This window comes from Sphingobacterium sp. WOUb80 (assembly GCF_050058145.1).
Lineage (GTDB): Bacteria > Bacteroidota > Bacteroidia > Sphingobacteriales > Sphingobacteriaceae > Sphingobacterium.
Map to the genome: position 1 here is coordinate 3,175,315 of NZ_CP165617.1, position 13,425 is coordinate 3,188,739.

Here is a 13,425-nt window from a genome sequence, read left to right on the forward strand (position 1 = left end):
CGGAGAGAGTGCATTGAGAAGTCATGCGGTTGGCGCCACATGGCTTCTTCCTTTTAAATACTTAAATCAGCCCTTAGTTCGTTTGGTACCATGTCTGGAAATTCAATTAAATGTTCTTTTCGGAGGATGACAACTTCATCCGTGTGATAGTGGTTGTGCATAGCGATATAGGTTTTTCCTTTTTTTAACGTAATATTTTTCCGCGTGTAGGTTGATTTTTTACAGGTTGAAGTCAGCATATAATCAATATCTGAGTCACTATTATTGACAATTTCAACGGCACCGCAAAAATTGAGGTCAGCGACTTCTTTTCCATTTTCGGCCGTCAATGTGGCATCGCCCTTACCGAGCAGGCGGAAGTTGAGCCCATGTAAATCCAATGAGCTTGGGCTACTGCCACCCAGCCGATACATTTTGGGGTCATCCAGACCACTTGCCCAATACAATAAGCCCAATATGAATATGATGCTCGCCGCAGCGCCCAGCCAGGCAACATAGCGTAACCGGACTCCTGAACCAGCAGATTTAGGACTGATACGCCGCCATATACGCGCTTCGATATGCTGCAGCTGCTTTTCGGGCAAAAGAGTATCCTCCGGCTCATCCTCTGCAAGCCAATGCTCGATCAGCTCACATTCTTGCGAGGTGGCAGTTCCGGCATAATAGCGTTGCACCATTTCTTTGTTAATATTGGAATTATCCATATTAAAAGCTTCTTTACTATATATCCGTTTAAAAAGCGGTTTACCCTAGTGGGTTTAAGATTTTTTTTAGGATTTATGCTGCTGTAAGTTTATTCGTAAAAATTGCAGCGCACGGCCGAGGTGGTATTCGACCGTTTTGATAGAAATAGACAGCTTTTGTGCAATTTCTTTATTGTTCAGGCCATGCAGTCGGCTGAATTGATAGACTGTACGGCAGGCTTCGGGCAGTCTGTCCACAAGCTGGCTGATATGTTCTTGCAGATCGCGGCTGTAGATGGTCTGTTCGGTCGATTCGTCCAGCTCAGAATAACCTATAAACAAATGATTGCGAATATGCTGGCGTCTTGTGCCCGTGCGATAGAAATCCATAATTTCCAATTTGGCCGCACGTACCAGATAGTGTTCAATGGGCCCCTCCACCACAAAATTCTTTCTGCGCTCCCACAAAGACTGAAAGATATCCTGAACGATTTCTTCGGCGATATGCTCATCGGCTAAGCGATTGTAACAGATATTGAATAGTTTCTTCCAATGCCTGCGATATATTGCTTCGAAAGCCGCTGTATCTATCTTATATCCGGTATCTTGCATTTAAGTCGAGTGGACCAATTTAGAGAGCCACCGGGCGAATCTACATCTTATTTAGACAAAATACAAATAACTAAGGTAATTTATTGAGCATGATCACATCGCCTTTAATACGTAGACCTTTCTGGATCTGTCCAGTTTTTAATCCGTAGGAATAAATAGAAGCATTGCCGGAAGAATCATTGATCGCGGCAAAAATCTGGTCACCATTCCGATAGAAATTAGGATAAAAATCAAGCTTTCCAGTTGGGAAATCAATTTTTTGTTTTAATCTATTTTTAAGGTCCAGGAGGTAATAATCGGCAGTATTGGCGGCAAAATAAGCTGAAAATTCCTTTACCTTGCTCAGGTCAACAGCTCTGGTAAAAGCCTTCCCCCCACCGATGTCATACAGCCCATAAAATTCATCCCCGCGCTCGTTATGCAATGGAAAGAAATAATCAGGGTCAATAAGATCCGACCCGATTTTGATGCGCATCACCGCAGGTCTGTCCGTCGGGTGAAACCTCAGCCTTCCGCCCGGCTGGGCAATAAAGTATAGGTAGTTTTCATAAACAGCAGATACCTGCCAAAAAAGATTATACCCGCCCGGAAAAGTAGATCTCACATCTGTCGTAATTTTACGTGTACGCATGGAGGGATAATCTATGCTAGCGAGGTATATCGTGTCGCCGGCTGCGGCGGTTTTATCTTCATATTTATAGAGCATATAAGCAAGATATAGGTTGTTGTCTACCAGGCGCCCCATGATACCGCCGTAATTAATTCCCTTTGATGGCAACGGGATATCGAGATTTCCATGTTTCAGCACGCGCATGCTTTTGACATCAACCAGCGCATACATAAACTGCTTCCCCCGCCGGCTGCTTCCGATCAGCATTTCGTGATCGGATACCCAGCTATACCAGCTTGCCACCGGCGTCCAGCCCGTAAAATCCGTAAAGGGTATGCTACCATAGAATTTAAGGCGATTGTTTTCATACCTGTACTTAGAGAACTGCCCATTATCTTCATTGATACCATAATAGTTACCCTCCTTTTCCGCAAAGAAAAGTTCACCTCTGGTCGGAGAACCATCCGCCAGATCGACCTCGCCCTGCTGCAAACTATCTATGGTCTTAAAAAAAGTATTTTCAGAAGGACTGTATCCCAATACAGCAAAATTTGCCTGTTCGGTATCCACGGCACATGAAGCTAGCAGCAACAAAATAAAATATACACAATAGCGATAAAACCCCATGCTTGTAAAACTATGAAATTATCGGCAAAGATTTCAGGAGCCAAAGCAGTTATCGCTACCGCAAAAAAGGCCAGGTCTACGTTGACCTAGCCTTTAGAAACACAATCATCCTACCAAACATTTTTTCATCCATTTTACCGTCGGAAGGTTTTAAAAAACTTTCTGAATTTCCAGCCCGCTAAAAGCACCAGTACAATTAACCCAATCAACCAAGAGCCCGGGCTGAATAAGATACGGCGATTATCCGATGTTGACTTTTGTATTTTTTCCGAGGAAATCTCATTCAGCTCCCTGAAAAAAGCATTTCCAAAGCTTTTATTTAATTTTGATTCCTGTATAAAAAGCTTACCGCGTTCAGCAATAATTCCGCTGTCCGGGTGAAATCGAAATCTGCCTTCCGATGAAAAGTACCAATAGCGCGATAGGCTATCGTCTTGTACATTGTACCATTGCTGGAGATACTCCATTCGCTGCAGATCTTTAAGGGTCGACTGCTGTTCCTGGCGATCTTGCTGCTTAAAAATTTTGCAGGAGTGAAAAAAAAAGAAGCCCAGGACCGAGAAAAAGCAACATGTTAAACGGTTTACCATAGCCTTCGATCAATCCAGCCAATTTGAAAAAGCATAAATCGTAGCCAAAAGGCGCCGTTTGGACAAGACCCTATCGGCACTGTTCCCTTCCACGGTCACGATCCAGTTGCCCTTTTGTTGGCGCACAAGCCCCACATGGTTTATGCGCCCCAGACTGCTGCTGTAGATCGCAAACAGATCGGCCTGCCGGATGCTACCCTGCGCGATCTGTTCAGCCGTATACCGACGGGCCTTTGGAAAAAGTGCCGGGCTCCAGGCATTGCGCGGCAATGAGCGTCCAGCACGACCATAACACCAGGATACAAAAGCCGCACACCAGGCGTATCCTTTTCCAAGGCCCACGTAACGCAGATAGGTTTCAACGCGCAGACCATCGTTATTGCCTGTGGCTTCCCGCACGCCAATCTCCTGTAAAGCACTATCGATAATACGTTTACGCAGGTCCGATCCTATATAGCAATTCACCGCTACAGCATCCCCATGCTCGACTAATGGATCGGTGCTTCGGAGCTCGGCACAGCTGCCTGACAGCTTCTGTTCCCTTACAGCAACAGTGCCAGCACGGCCAAGAAAGAGAACAGCGACAGAAAGAATACCGAAAAATAGATTATGCATTGTTGCCATGATGTCAATTGATTAAAGTGAGCACTAAATTCCTGACGGAAAAACTTAAAAGGCTGCCACAGCATTTCCTGAAGCCAAAAGCAGCAATAAACAGCCGCCAGGCCAGCCAGGATGGCAAATAGCAGCACCGAGAGCACACCGATGTCCAATACCCCCGCTGTTGGATCGACGGCCTGCAGCAAGAAGCCTGATGAAATAAAAAATATCAGCAGGCAGGCCAGTATAATGCTAAGCAGCTGCCGCCCTGTTAAAGGCCAATAGGTATCCTCGATATCCTGGGCCAGTTGTTTGTGTATAAATTCCATATTGAATGTTTCGATTTTTAAAAGAAAACTGTTTCCTGATCAATGGAAGCTACTCCAGCTGGAGCAGCCTTCCATGATCTGACCAGAACTAGGTCAGCACAAATTCACCCAGATACTGACTGCTCGATGTAATGGCACCATCCCGATGTATTGTAAATGCCCAGCCAACCACGGTCTTGCCCGAATAACTTGCCGGCAATGCAATTTCCAGGGTACTATCGTTTCTGGTTGCACCTTCATAGGCATAAAAGAGATTATCCACCGGTTCATACAGGATCGCGAGTACCTGATCGTCTGAAAAAGCATTGAATTTATTAATCGTCGGATCCCAGCCCAGTGTGAGTACGCTCGGTGCCGACTCCACAGTCTCTAGGCCCATTAAGATAGCCAAACTGCCACTGGCGATTTTTACGGCAGCATAATCAATACTAAAATTAGGGTAGTTACCGACAATCGCCTTATCGATAAAATGCTGAAAAGCGACGTTATAGCCTGTCTTTCCGCGCTGTTTGCTATCGGAATATCCCAGCATCAGTACATCTTTGATGGATTTGAGAAAGCTGGTTGTCATTCCAAACTTTATGCGCTGTGCTACCTGCTTATCAGAAGCCGGTTTTGAACTTTTCTTGGGCAATGAGCGGACATAGTCAATTCCGCGCCATGATGACCCCACAATGTTGCCCACTTTACCCGTGTAGGCACCATGTATACCTTTATTAAATCTTGCCATGTTATTAATTTTTAAAATGTTTAAAACGATGTGGCGCTGCAGGCAGCCACCTATATCGATATCATGGCACTAAGTTAAATCGGCAATGGGACGAAGGCTGCCAAATGGCGCCATCTGACGTCACTTGTCCGAAAATGCCCGTTTCGGCGGCATGCATTAAGGGAATAACGAGGCCTGTGAATTGGGCTTAGAAAACTTACGGAAGTCAGCAAGGAGACTTCTAAGAGACAACAATTCCGCTTGTAGCAGGCTAATTCGATGTTTTTCTGTGGTCCCAGTACCAACCAAACAGCAATAAAATAGCAGAGAAACAGCAACGGAATACCGAAGAACAAGCAAACAAAGGGTTATGAAAGCCCAAGGCGGCCCCGAAGAAAGAGCAAAGGATAGGCAAACAAATGGCAGCGAATAAGCAGATAAACAGCATAAAAAATATCCGGATTTTATATACAAATTGGTCAGCAGGAAGGCGATAGACAGTTATCTTTCATCCTAAAAGAGGCCAACCTTTTTCGTGAAAGATCAGCCTTTAAAACAACTTTAGATCATCCCTCTGTTGACGCTGCGCCTTAGTGCATCTGAGAGGTCCTGCTCGCGGTAGTAATGTTTGTTGCCGAGGCAAATGGGTTTGAGAATACCCGATTTTACCCAGCGGTTGTACGTGCGCTCGGAGATCCCCAGCCGTGATACCACAGCCATGCGGGTCATCAGTTCGTCCACATTCCATACCGCTGTGTGCTCAGTTTTAGCAAGCAGGTGGTGGGCGGTGCAGGACAGTCTGTCGTTAATCTGCCGCAGCAATTGCACGATTTCATCCAATTGTGACATATAAAATTTCTATGGTCGACACCATGAAATGAGGGCAGCCATACCCTTTTATCTGTTTTATTGTTGTTTATTTGCTGTTTTGCCGGTAGGCATCAACGCGATGCTTAAAATTGGCCCGATAGGTACGCGAAATACTAATAGGCTTACCATCTAGCGGTTTTATCAGATAGAGTTCCGTGGAGCGCACCAGATCGACCATGGCCAGATTGACCAGCGTATTGCGGCGCGGCCTGGCAAATTTCAGTGCAGACAGTTTTGACGATAGTTCCTGCAGCGTTCCGTTAAATCGATGGTTTTCGTCTTTCAGAAAAATCTGCAGCTTACCCTCATCCACGCAAGCATAATAGATCTGTTCGACTTCGATCAGGACCTTTTCATTCTGCAGATTTTTCATCGTGAGGCTCTGTATATCCCGGCTCTGCAGTTCGGCTTTTCGGTCGGCCATTCCCACCATTTCCTCCATGACCGTTTTGAGGACCTTAAAACTAGTTGTCTTGCTCAGATAAGCGGCTATACCCACCTCATTGGCTTCAAAGACATAGCTGGGATAAGCCGAACAGGCCACCATGACCGGCGGATTGGGAATCAGGCGTGCCAATTTGGTCCCATCCATATCAGTCTGTCCCAGGTCCATATCCAGCATCAGGATATCCACTTCATTCTCCTTCACATGGGCAATTGCCTGCGCAGGACTGTTGACGATGCTGATTTCTTCGTGGATAAAGGGCAGCTCGCGCAGCGAAGGCAGGATATATTCCAGCGAATCGGGATCGTCGTCGACGATCAATAATCGGTAATTCAGTTTGTTCATGTTTATTTATTGAAATCAAGTTTAATCCATACGGTAAAAATTTCGTCCTGCAGCAGCTTCTCTACCGAAGACTTATAATCGACCTGCCTTAGCTTGGCTTCGAGCAGGGTAAATCCTGTTTCTGAACTGATACCGCTATGTTTGGGTGCCCAGCGGTTTTTACAGCAGAGTTTGATGCCCGATCCGTCGGCAATGAGCTGCAGCTCGACCGGATTATCCAGATCTATCTTGCCATGTTTGAGGCAGTTTTCGAGCGGAAAGAAAAGAACACCTGCAGGAATAGCCCGATCATGCTGCTCCGCTACCCTTTCCTGATAGCAAACGGCATTTTCACCATAGTGAAAGCGCAGCAAGCGGATAAAACAATGCAGTTCATCCAGTTCTAGATCAAAAGGTTGCGCCTGCCCCATGTCTTCAATGCGCATCAGGTACGCCAAAAACTGCATGACATCCCTTTTAATGCGCTGATTTTTCGGTACCCCAGCGATCATCACCTTACCAAAGCTGGTCACAAAGACCGACCGCAAAAAATGTGAGGTATACTGCATATCCAACAGCCTTGCCCGAAAGATCTCCAGATCACGGTTCAGTTTATCATTCTGCTGCTTTGCCAGGAAAGCATGATACCGCCAGAAAGACAGACCTGCCAGCAGGTTGGCCACCAGATAGCGGACGGCCATATGGAAATGAAACAGCGGCAGCTGCACAGGCTGCGTCCGCCGAGAAAAGTGGATACCGATAAGCGGAAGCAACACATAGATCAAGCTGCGCATAAAAAAGAACAGCGTCAGCGTGAGCAAGAGATACAAGCCAGCGCTCAGCAACTTCTGCAGGCCCGTTCCATTCCAGAACAGCAGGATCAACCGAAAGATCATATAGCTATACAGGGTATACAGTCCTGCTGCTGTGAGGATCTGCAGCGGCGGAATAGCCCTACTGTTCCACAGCTGGTTGGCAGACCAGATGATGAAGAGCATGAAAACGAAAATAAAAAGATACGAACAGCTTAGGTTCAGTGTCTTTCTCATAAAAATAGTTTATTGGTTATTTTATTCAATTTAAGAATATTTATTCAAGTAAATAACAAAAATATTTTCGGTTAAAAACACCATACTTCTCACCCAGTGCTACCCGGATATTTTCCTCCCCCTCCTGGTCCATTTCATCCCGCGCAGATGGCATTATTTTATAACAGTTGAGCGCATGTAGATAGCCCCAACATTCCCAACGCCAGGGCTCCGCGCAGATTTCTGCGCCCAGAAAATCGTAGAGCTGCTGCATGCTGCGCTGCACATAATGCTCCCGCTGTTCATCAGGCCGCTGCCCGATTGCTGCTGCGATGATCAAGTGCAGTTTATCGCCATCCATCTGATGCGAAACCGGGAGAATAGGTGTCCGGAGCAGAGCACTGAGTAAGCCTATTCCCTTGCGCACATAGAGATCAGCTGCCAGAAAGTCGATTTTTGCTTTTCTATCGATCAGGTCGGAGGTACCACTATTACCATCGGCAAATACAAGCAGATGGCGGCCGGCCCGAATTGCCGAACGGGCTTTGAGCAGCACCTGCGGATCGTCGCTCATCAAAAAACGGTAGCAGTCTCCCTGCTCTGCCTTCGCAGTCAGTAGATCTGCTAAAAGCGTCCGATATCGGACAAAGACCTTCCGGTCGAGCAAAAGGTCAAATTGAATGCCCTGCTCGGCCAGCAACTGCGGTATCTGGGCGTGCATGCCCAGGTGAAACAGAACCAGAATCCGGGGTGTGCCCGCGCGCAGACTTTCAAGCGAAGCTATATCCCATTGCAGCAGCGACTCAACAGGCCTGGGCTCATGATGGCTTTTCCAGCGTTGATAAAGTGCCGGATGCTCCTGCCAGGGCAATAGCGGAAGGTAACGGTGTATATGCGCCGAGAACAGCGCAAAGGGCCAGGAATTAATATTGTCGGTATTCATCATTTATTTCGTTTAAAAAAGGGAGAGCAAGGCCCAGTCCGGACCTGCCCTGCCCAAAAGGTTGGCTGCAAAAAATTAGAAAGCTAAGATGGGGCAACTGTCCGCATCATCGTCTCCATTGGCGATAAAGGGCAGCAGTTCGGCCCATTGGAGCAGGGCCTGCTCTTCCAGTGCCTGGTCCATTCCATTGAATATCTGTTCTTTCAAGATTTTCATTTCATAAGGTCTAAAATTAATAATCGGCCTTTGCGCAGGCTGTACCTTCCTGCACTCGGGCACTTGAATACTCCCGTTGGTTCCAACGATGACAAATATGTTTGAACAGTTAAATAATTTCTAAAAAAATTACACATAACAGGGACGCTGTCATCTGGCTTACAGTCAGGGCTGTTACCTGCCAGCCAGATGACAAGAATTACCGGTTTTGACCAAAAGATGTCAACTAGCGCCAAAAACAGGTCAGTTAGCATTTTATTTGGCATTCAACAATTAATCTTCCTAACATCATCAACTTAACTATTTATAAATAAAAGATGATAAAACCCTATACTTTCAGCCTAGGCCCCGATTATAGTTTAGTTTCTTGCCCCAGACAAGCAATAACTTTCCCTATACGCCATGCCCAGCCACAGCATTGGGAGTCCCCCCACAACCAGGTGAGCGAGCAGACCTTTGACGGGCGCTTTGCCTACCTCTACTACTACGAGTACTGGATCAGAGAAGCATTGGATATCCCGATCGAGATCATCCTGGAAGACCTACACCTGATCTACCCCCTGTTCAGCCAGCAGACCATCTTTGCCAAGCAGGCCGACGAGGATTTTGTAATCGAGATCCCGCCGGGCCATGGCAGCTACTTTTACCTGGCGCGGGGGCAGTATAGCCTGCATCTGCCGGTGGGACATCATATCCTCGTCGGCTTTGTAGTCGATGCCGGTATGTTCAGGCCCCCGGCCCTGCAGCATTTCAGATTCCTGATCCCCCTGATCCAGGCCAAAAAGGAGCGCTCCCCCTATCCGATCAAGAGCATCGGTTTTCGTGTGGGCAGTGGCACGGTTGATTACCTCCGGCTTATCTTTAGCCGGCTTAATCCCCACATCCTCGACAATGAGCATATCCTGCTCAAGCACCTTATATTTCTGATCAACCTGAGCCGTTTCAAACTGCTGGAGCAGCCGTCCAATCTTCCACTGCCCGAGCAGGCACGGCAGCTGCTCGAACTGCTTATCGTACACGAAGGCGCCAAAGCCCGGCTGATGGAAATTGCCAGATTGCTACGAACGGCCCATGCTTCGCTGAGCCGAAACTACCATGTCTACCATGGCATCAGTATGCGCGACGACCGTAACAGGCTGCTCTTGCAGCATATCGGTCTTTTGCTGGCCGAAAATGAAAAGCAAGCGGCAGCGGCCGAGCAGGCCGGATTTAGCGGTATCAGCGAGATGAACCGGTTTATCCGCCGGATGAGCGGCATGACCACGGGCCAATATAAAAGATACATCCAACAAGAGTCCCACCAATAAACCTTCAAACAATAGATTAACAACGTATATGAAATTTTACAACAACAAAAAGCTCGAACGCGCCTGTCTGTACAATATCCTTCAAGACTGCTACGATATGATCCCGCGGCTGATGAAGACCATCACCCCCGAGGGTTGGGAGAGCGGACTTACACACCAAGAGCTGCTCATTCACCGCCAGGAACTCTATGATGCCTTTCTGGACAACATTCAGCCAGAAGATTATATCAGTTTTGATCAGTATTTCAGCAGCAGCTTTCCTCCGGCACAGCATAGCGAGCTGGAGCTTTTTTACCTGCTGGCCATTATCCTGTCTGAGATTACCCTTGCTTCGGTCATCTATCGGCCCGACGATCTGGAATCGTATTATATTAACCCCGATGATATGATTGCGACGGTCTTTCAAGTGGCGGCTAAGCGACGGCAGCTCGACAAGGGCAAGGACCGCAACAGCTATAGGCTGCTTCCCCCCTGTCCCTTTCGGCTGCTGGAAGATATGGAGCTACATCATTGCATGGAAGCCCTCTTTGCGATCCTGCGGAGCCATGGCTTTAAGCTGGATTATTGGGATGTGGAGCTGCTGGAGATTGCCGAACTGCAAGATGCACACAGTACAATCTTTTACAGCAGCCTTGACCCCGCCGAAAAAGAGAAGCAACAGGCGGAGCTGGAACTGCAGATTATTGAGATTATCAGCCCATACACCGTGCAGGTAGACAATCCATTTGATCTGCCCGCTGTGGTCAAGCTGTTCAACCGGTACAAGATCTGTCCCATTATATTGGGCTACCTGCATAGCTACGATGAATTTCCGAAAGGCTACCCCTATCGGCTGGAAGATTACTGTGAGTAACAGTGTAGGGCGAATAGCAAAAACGGCCTATCGCATAGTCATCTCCGGCCTAACGGCAGGGGGCTATGCTGCCGTAACTTAGCCTTATAAAATTTGGTAAGCAAAATGAAAAGCACAAACAGCCCCATCAGCCAACAAGATCTTCCAATTGAGAAGATCCCCTCGCCATCGAGACAGGCAATTGGACAATTGTCCCGATTGCCCGGATCGCTTGGTCGCTTTTGTCTGGTTCATTGGAAAGAAATCGCAGTGACTTTCTATGGCTCACTGATGATGGGACTCTGGCTCTTTGTCGCCTACAACAAGATTGTAGGATTTGAACAAAATATGGAAGGGATGCTTCGTCAACCATTTCCTAGACCTTTTGCCGTGTTCTTGGCATATGCTGTTCCTGCCAGCGAACTTACTGCCGCATTATTGATCGGCTACAGCCGTACCCGACTTATTGGATTAGGATTTTCAGCACTATTAATGACCGCTTTTACAGCATATGTAGGGCTAGCGATATTACATGTTTGGAGTGATAAGCTACCTTGCAATTGCGGTCTTATCATTCAGATCGGCTGGATAAAACATTTTGTATTCAACGTCTTCCTTTTACTGATCAGCAGCTGGGCCTTTCTACTTCAATGGTGGATATCAAAATCTAAACTTCATATTGACAACGGAAATAATAAAGATCGCTATAAAATCACGCGGTCGATCCCAATAGTGAGAAATCAAAAAAGGGAAACCCTGCATAAGCTGAAATGCAGCCATACGCATAGAAAAGAATAGCACCAAAAGCAACAGCGGATCTCTGATGCAAGGCTATTGAAGTGAAGGGCGCGTCTGCCAAAAGATATGGATTACCCTGCTTTCCCTGCTGAGAGCTACGAACAGAAAAATCAGCAAAAAGCAGGCTAGCGTACAAATCAATTAACAACATTTTAAAAATTATGGTCATGAACCTAATTAAAATTATCAAAACAAATGTAATGCCTATTCTAGGAGTAGCCATTGCAGCAGGTCTAACCGTGTCAACATTAACATCGGCAGGTATAGACAAATCAGAAAAACAAACTGATCCCTACTATCCCATGGTTGGTGGGGTGTATCAATCAACACCTTTGGATCCCTTAAAAGAAGGGGATCTGGAAGATGGATGGGATTGTATCGAACAAGAAGAACAAATCTGTTCGGGTCAATTCAGTACACCTCCATCACCATCCAATCAAAATCCGGATGGTGGTACTCGCGAGGGACAGTATGTCGATCATTCATCAAATTAATGGAAAGTGGCAGTCCAAATGGACAGCCCCTCTCTAATTACCCATACCAGATCGTATGCTCTACTCATTATAAGGAACTTGAAACTGCAGCCGCTCATCATTCATTTTCAACTCATAGATTTCGCCATTTATCTCCTTCTTAGCCTTAATAAAATATTGATTATCGTTATTCAGACGTCGCATATCCATCCAACGCAATCCCTTACCGATCAAACTTTTGCGTCGCTCCGAAAGTATATAGTCCAATGTAAATGGTGGATCACCCACTTTTATATCGACGTAGGTACCTGTTTTAAACCTCGTTTTTAAAAGCCTGTTCATAATAGCGACCGCTTCTTCCCTTTTTCCATTTCGCAATAGTACCTCCGCATAATTCAAATAGTTTTCATCCGTAGATAGTCCGGCAAACATCGTTGTTAATTTAGAACCACTGTAGGACCCTTTAAAGCCATATCCATTATTTTCATTATCCTGAAAATATAGCAGTTTACGTAAATCATTTGGAATATATAAATCAACAAATTCACTGTTCACCCTTATTTCAGTATTACTATAGGATAGAAATAAATAATTGATAAATGGGCTATAGAAAATCCATTCTTCATTGCCCGTACCCGACGGAAAATCTGTTGGAAACGGTCTTTTAGAAGTAGCTGAAAGCGAATTATAGTCAATCAGTTTGCTATATTCCCTAACTGCTTTTTCCAAATATACTTCGGACTCACGATAGTTTCCCATCACTAAATAAACTCGTCCCAACAAAGATAATGCTGCTAGGGCCGAAGGTCTTGTTTTAATCGTCTGCATCCGTGGCAGCTTTGATTCGGCCTCCAACAGATCTGTTATAACTTGACCATACACTTCCTCCAATTTAAAAATCGGCCTATTGGCGCTTATATCACTTTTAAGCGGTACGGGGATCGCATCCTTAGTCCTATTTCCCTCCGTATAAACCGGTGCAAATTCCTGCAATAAGCCAAATAGCGCATATGCCCTAAAAAACAAAGCCTGCCCTCTGATCTCTGATGCAGTATCCGAGTTATCCCCCAATGTTGTCAAACCATCAAGAACAATATTGCTGTAAAAAATTTGCTCATAGGGTGTTTTCCAATCCGAACTGACCAGCGCATTGGTGTTATGTAATTGCCAGGTGCAGGCTAATTTATTCAATTCGTCCAAGGCTGTAAAACCAGCTGCTGTAATATAAAAATCATCACTCGCGATCTGTCCCAATCCTGGAGTCCTATTCATGATCCCATTATTATCCAAGAGCAGCTGAAAATCTTCCAGCGTATTAGGCACCAGCAGTTTTTGATTACTCTTTTCTTCCAAAAAATCCTTCGAACAAGCGCAAAAGATAAATAAGGAAAGCATTAAGAATGTTATCTTTTTCATTGTGTATATTTCT

Annotated in this window: 18 protein-coding genes; 5 read left to right on the forward strand and 13 right to left on the reverse strand. The window is 45.9% G+C overall.

All coding sequences use genetic code 11. The features are described 5' to 3' along the window. Nucleotides 1–53 precede the first annotated feature (53 nt). The 10 genes from AB1Z56_RS13330 to AB1Z56_RS13375 all read right to left on the reverse strand — a co-directional run bounded on the left by AB1Z56_RS13330 (nucleotide 54) and on the right by AB1Z56_RS13375 (nucleotide 7,100). Entirely contained in the window at nucleotides 54–704 is a 651-nt protein-coding gene (locus tag AB1Z56_RS13330) for a hypothetical protein (RefSeq protein ID WP_426792304.1), read from the reverse strand. A gap of 66 nt (nucleotides 705–770) precedes the next feature. Then, complete coding sequence (locus AB1Z56_RS13335) at nucleotides 771–1,295, reverse strand: RNA polymerase sigma-70 factor (RefSeq protein ID WP_426792305.1); 525 nt, start codon at nucleotides 1,293–1,295, stop codon at nucleotides 771–773. Nucleotides 1,296–1,365: 70 nt separating this feature from the next. Next, on the reverse strand, nucleotides 1,366–2,532 hold the full coding sequence (locus AB1Z56_RS13340) for a hypothetical protein (protein ID WP_426792306.1): 1,167 nt from the start codon (nucleotides 2,530–2,532) through the stop codon (nucleotides 1,366–1,368). Between the two features lie 134 nt (nucleotides 2,533–2,666). Beyond that, complete coding sequence (locus AB1Z56_RS13345; protein ID WP_426792307.1) at nucleotides 2,667–2,999, reverse strand: hypothetical protein; 333 nt, start codon at nucleotides 2,997–2,999, stop codon at nucleotides 2,667–2,669. 132 nt (nucleotides 3,000–3,131) lie between these two features. Further along, on the reverse strand, nucleotides 3,132–3,746 hold the full coding sequence (locus tag AB1Z56_RS13350; RefSeq protein WP_426792308.1) for a CHAP domain-containing protein: 615 nt from the start codon (nucleotides 3,744–3,746) through the stop codon (nucleotides 3,132–3,134). Continuing rightward, the gene (locus tag AB1Z56_RS13355; RefSeq protein WP_426792309.1) at nucleotides 3,665–4,051 is read right to left on the reverse strand and encodes a hypothetical protein; all 387 of its coding nucleotides are present in this window, start codon (nucleotides 4,049–4,051) and stop codon (nucleotides 3,665–3,667) included. The genes AB1Z56_RS13350 and AB1Z56_RS13355 overlap by 82 nt, the downstream gene beginning before the upstream one ends. Before the next feature lie 88 nt (nucleotides 4,052–4,139). Then, the gene (locus AB1Z56_RS13360) at nucleotides 4,140–4,781 is read right to left on the reverse strand and encodes a DUF6266 family protein (RefSeq protein WP_426792310.1); all 642 of its coding nucleotides are present in this window, start codon (nucleotides 4,779–4,781) and stop codon (nucleotides 4,140–4,142) included. 540 nt (nucleotides 4,782–5,321) lie between these two features. After that, a complete protein-coding gene (locus tag AB1Z56_RS13365) occupies nucleotides 5,322–5,609 on the reverse strand; it encodes a helix-turn-helix domain-containing protein (RefSeq protein ID WP_426792311.1) in 288 nt (95 codons plus the stop codon). 67 nt (nucleotides 5,610–5,676) lie between these two features. Further along, the gene (locus AB1Z56_RS13370) at nucleotides 5,677–6,420 is read right to left on the reverse strand and encodes a LytR/AlgR family response regulator transcription factor (RefSeq protein WP_426792312.1); all 744 of its coding nucleotides are present in this window, start codon (nucleotides 6,418–6,420) and stop codon (nucleotides 5,677–5,679) included. A 2-nt stretch (nucleotides 6,421–6,422) separates the two neighbouring features. Next, nucleotides 6,423–7,100: a hypothetical protein gene (locus AB1Z56_RS13375; RefSeq protein ID WP_426792313.1), complete on the reverse strand. Its 678-nt coding sequence runs from the start codon at nucleotides 7,098–7,100 to the stop codon at nucleotides 6,423–6,425. On the opposite strand from AB1Z56_RS13375, the gene AB1Z56_RS13380 reads away from it, so the two are divergent. Next, entirely contained in the window at nucleotides 7,101–7,430 is a 330-nt protein-coding gene (locus AB1Z56_RS13380) for a hypothetical protein (protein WP_426792314.1), read from the forward strand. Nucleotides 7,431–7,488: 58 nt separating this feature from the next. Here the strand turns inward: AB1Z56_RS13380 and AB1Z56_RS13385 are convergent, their stop codons facing one another. Both AB1Z56_RS13385 and AB1Z56_RS13390 read right to left on the reverse strand, forming a co-directional pair. After that, nucleotides 7,489–8,373, reverse strand: coding sequence for a hypothetical protein (locus tag AB1Z56_RS13385; RefSeq protein ID WP_426792315.1), 885 nt, complete (start codon nucleotides 8,371–8,373; stop codon nucleotides 7,489–7,491). Between the two features lie 72 nt (nucleotides 8,374–8,445). After that, complete coding sequence (locus tag AB1Z56_RS13390; RefSeq protein ID WP_309362772.1) at nucleotides 8,446–8,649, reverse strand: hypothetical protein; 204 nt, start codon at nucleotides 8,647–8,649, stop codon at nucleotides 8,446–8,448. A 377-nt stretch (nucleotides 8,650–9,026) separates the two neighbouring features. Here AB1Z56_RS13390 and AB1Z56_RS13395 point away from each other — a divergent pair, with 377 nt between their 5' ends. From AB1Z56_RS13395 to AB1Z56_RS13410, 4 genes are all read left to right on the forward strand, one after another. Next, nucleotides 9,027–9,893 (forward strand): hypothetical protein, encoded by an 867-nt coding sequence (locus AB1Z56_RS13395; protein ID WP_426792316.1) that lies wholly within the window; start codon nucleotides 9,027–9,029, stop codon nucleotides 9,891–9,893. A gap of 28 nt (nucleotides 9,894–9,921) precedes the next feature. Beyond that, nucleotides 9,922–10,746, forward strand: a complete 825-nt coding sequence (locus AB1Z56_RS13400) for a hypothetical protein (protein ID WP_426792317.1) — start codon at nucleotides 9,922–9,924, stop codon at nucleotides 10,744–10,746. Nucleotides 10,747–10,851: 105 nt separating this feature from the next. After that, nucleotides 10,852–11,523 (forward strand): DoxX family protein, encoded by a 672-nt coding sequence (locus AB1Z56_RS13405; RefSeq protein WP_426792318.1) that lies wholly within the window; start codon nucleotides 10,852–10,854, stop codon nucleotides 11,521–11,523. 167 nt (nucleotides 11,524–11,690) lie between these two features. Beyond that, nucleotides 11,691–12,017 (forward strand): hypothetical protein, encoded by a 327-nt coding sequence (locus AB1Z56_RS13410; protein ID WP_426792319.1) that lies wholly within the window; start codon nucleotides 11,691–11,693, stop codon nucleotides 12,015–12,017. 60 nt (nucleotides 12,018–12,077) lie between these two features. On the opposite strand, the gene AB1Z56_RS13415 is transcribed toward AB1Z56_RS13410, so the two are convergent. Next, the gene (locus AB1Z56_RS13415; RefSeq protein WP_426792320.1) at nucleotides 12,078–13,412 is read right to left on the reverse strand and encodes a RagB/SusD family nutrient uptake outer membrane protein; all 1,335 of its coding nucleotides are present in this window, start codon (nucleotides 13,410–13,412) and stop codon (nucleotides 12,078–12,080) included. Nucleotides 13,413–13,425 lie beyond the last annotated feature (13 nt).

Coding starts and splice junctions, on each gene's coding strand:
- AB1Z56_RS13380 (WP_426792314.1), top strand. CDS start 7,101: ATGGAAATGAAACAGCGGCAGCTGCACAGGCTGCGTCCGCCGAGAAAA.
- AB1Z56_RS13370 (WP_426792312.1), bottom strand. CDS start 6,420: ATGAACAAACTGAATTACCGATTATTGATCGTCGACGACGATCCCGAT.
- AB1Z56_RS13360 (WP_426792310.1), bottom strand. CDS start 4,781: ATGGCAAGATTTAATAAAGGTATACATGGTGCCTACACGGGTAAAGTG.
- AB1Z56_RS13385 (WP_426792315.1), bottom strand. CDS start 8,373: ATGATGAATACCGACAATATTAATTCCTGGCCCTTTGCGCTGTTCTCG.
- AB1Z56_RS13415 (WP_426792320.1), bottom strand. CDS start 13,412: ATGAAAAAGATAACATTCTTAATGCTTTCCTTATTTATCTTTTGCGCT.
- AB1Z56_RS13330 (WP_426792304.1), bottom strand. CDS start 704: ATGGATAATTCCAATATTAACAAAGAAATGGTGCAACGCTATTATGCC.
- AB1Z56_RS13355 (WP_426792309.1), bottom strand. CDS start 4,051: ATGGAATTTATACACAAACAACTGGCCCAGGATATCGAGGATACCTAT.
- AB1Z56_RS13400 (WP_426792317.1), top strand. CDS start 9,922: ATGAAATTTTACAACAACAAAAAGCTCGAACGCGCCTGTCTGTACAAT.
- AB1Z56_RS13375 (WP_426792313.1), bottom strand. CDS start 7,100: ATGGCCGTCCGCTATCTGGTGGCCAACCTGCTGGCAGGTCTGTCTTTC.
- AB1Z56_RS13405 (WP_426792318.1), top strand. CDS start 10,852: ATGAAAAGCACAAACAGCCCCATCAGCCAACAAGATCTTCCAATTGAG.
- AB1Z56_RS13340 (WP_426792306.1), bottom strand. CDS start 2,532: ATGGGGTTTTATCGCTATTGTGTATATTTTATTTTGTTGCTGCTAGCT.
- AB1Z56_RS13335 (WP_426792305.1), bottom strand. CDS start 1,295: ATGCAAGATACCGGATATAAGATAGATACAGCGGCTTTCGAAGCAATA.
- AB1Z56_RS13350 (WP_426792308.1), bottom strand. CDS start 3,746: ATGGCAACAATGCATAATCTATTTTTCGGTATTCTTTCTGTCGCTGTT.
- AB1Z56_RS13365 (WP_426792311.1), bottom strand. CDS start 5,609: ATGTCACAATTGGATGAAATCGTGCAATTGCTGCGGCAGATTAACGAC.
- AB1Z56_RS13410 (WP_426792319.1), top strand. CDS start 11,691: ATGAACCTAATTAAAATTATCAAAACAAATGTAATGCCTATTCTAGGA.
- AB1Z56_RS13345 (WP_426792307.1), bottom strand. CDS start 2,999: ATGGAGTATCTCCAGCAATGGTACAATGTACAAGACGATAGCCTATCG.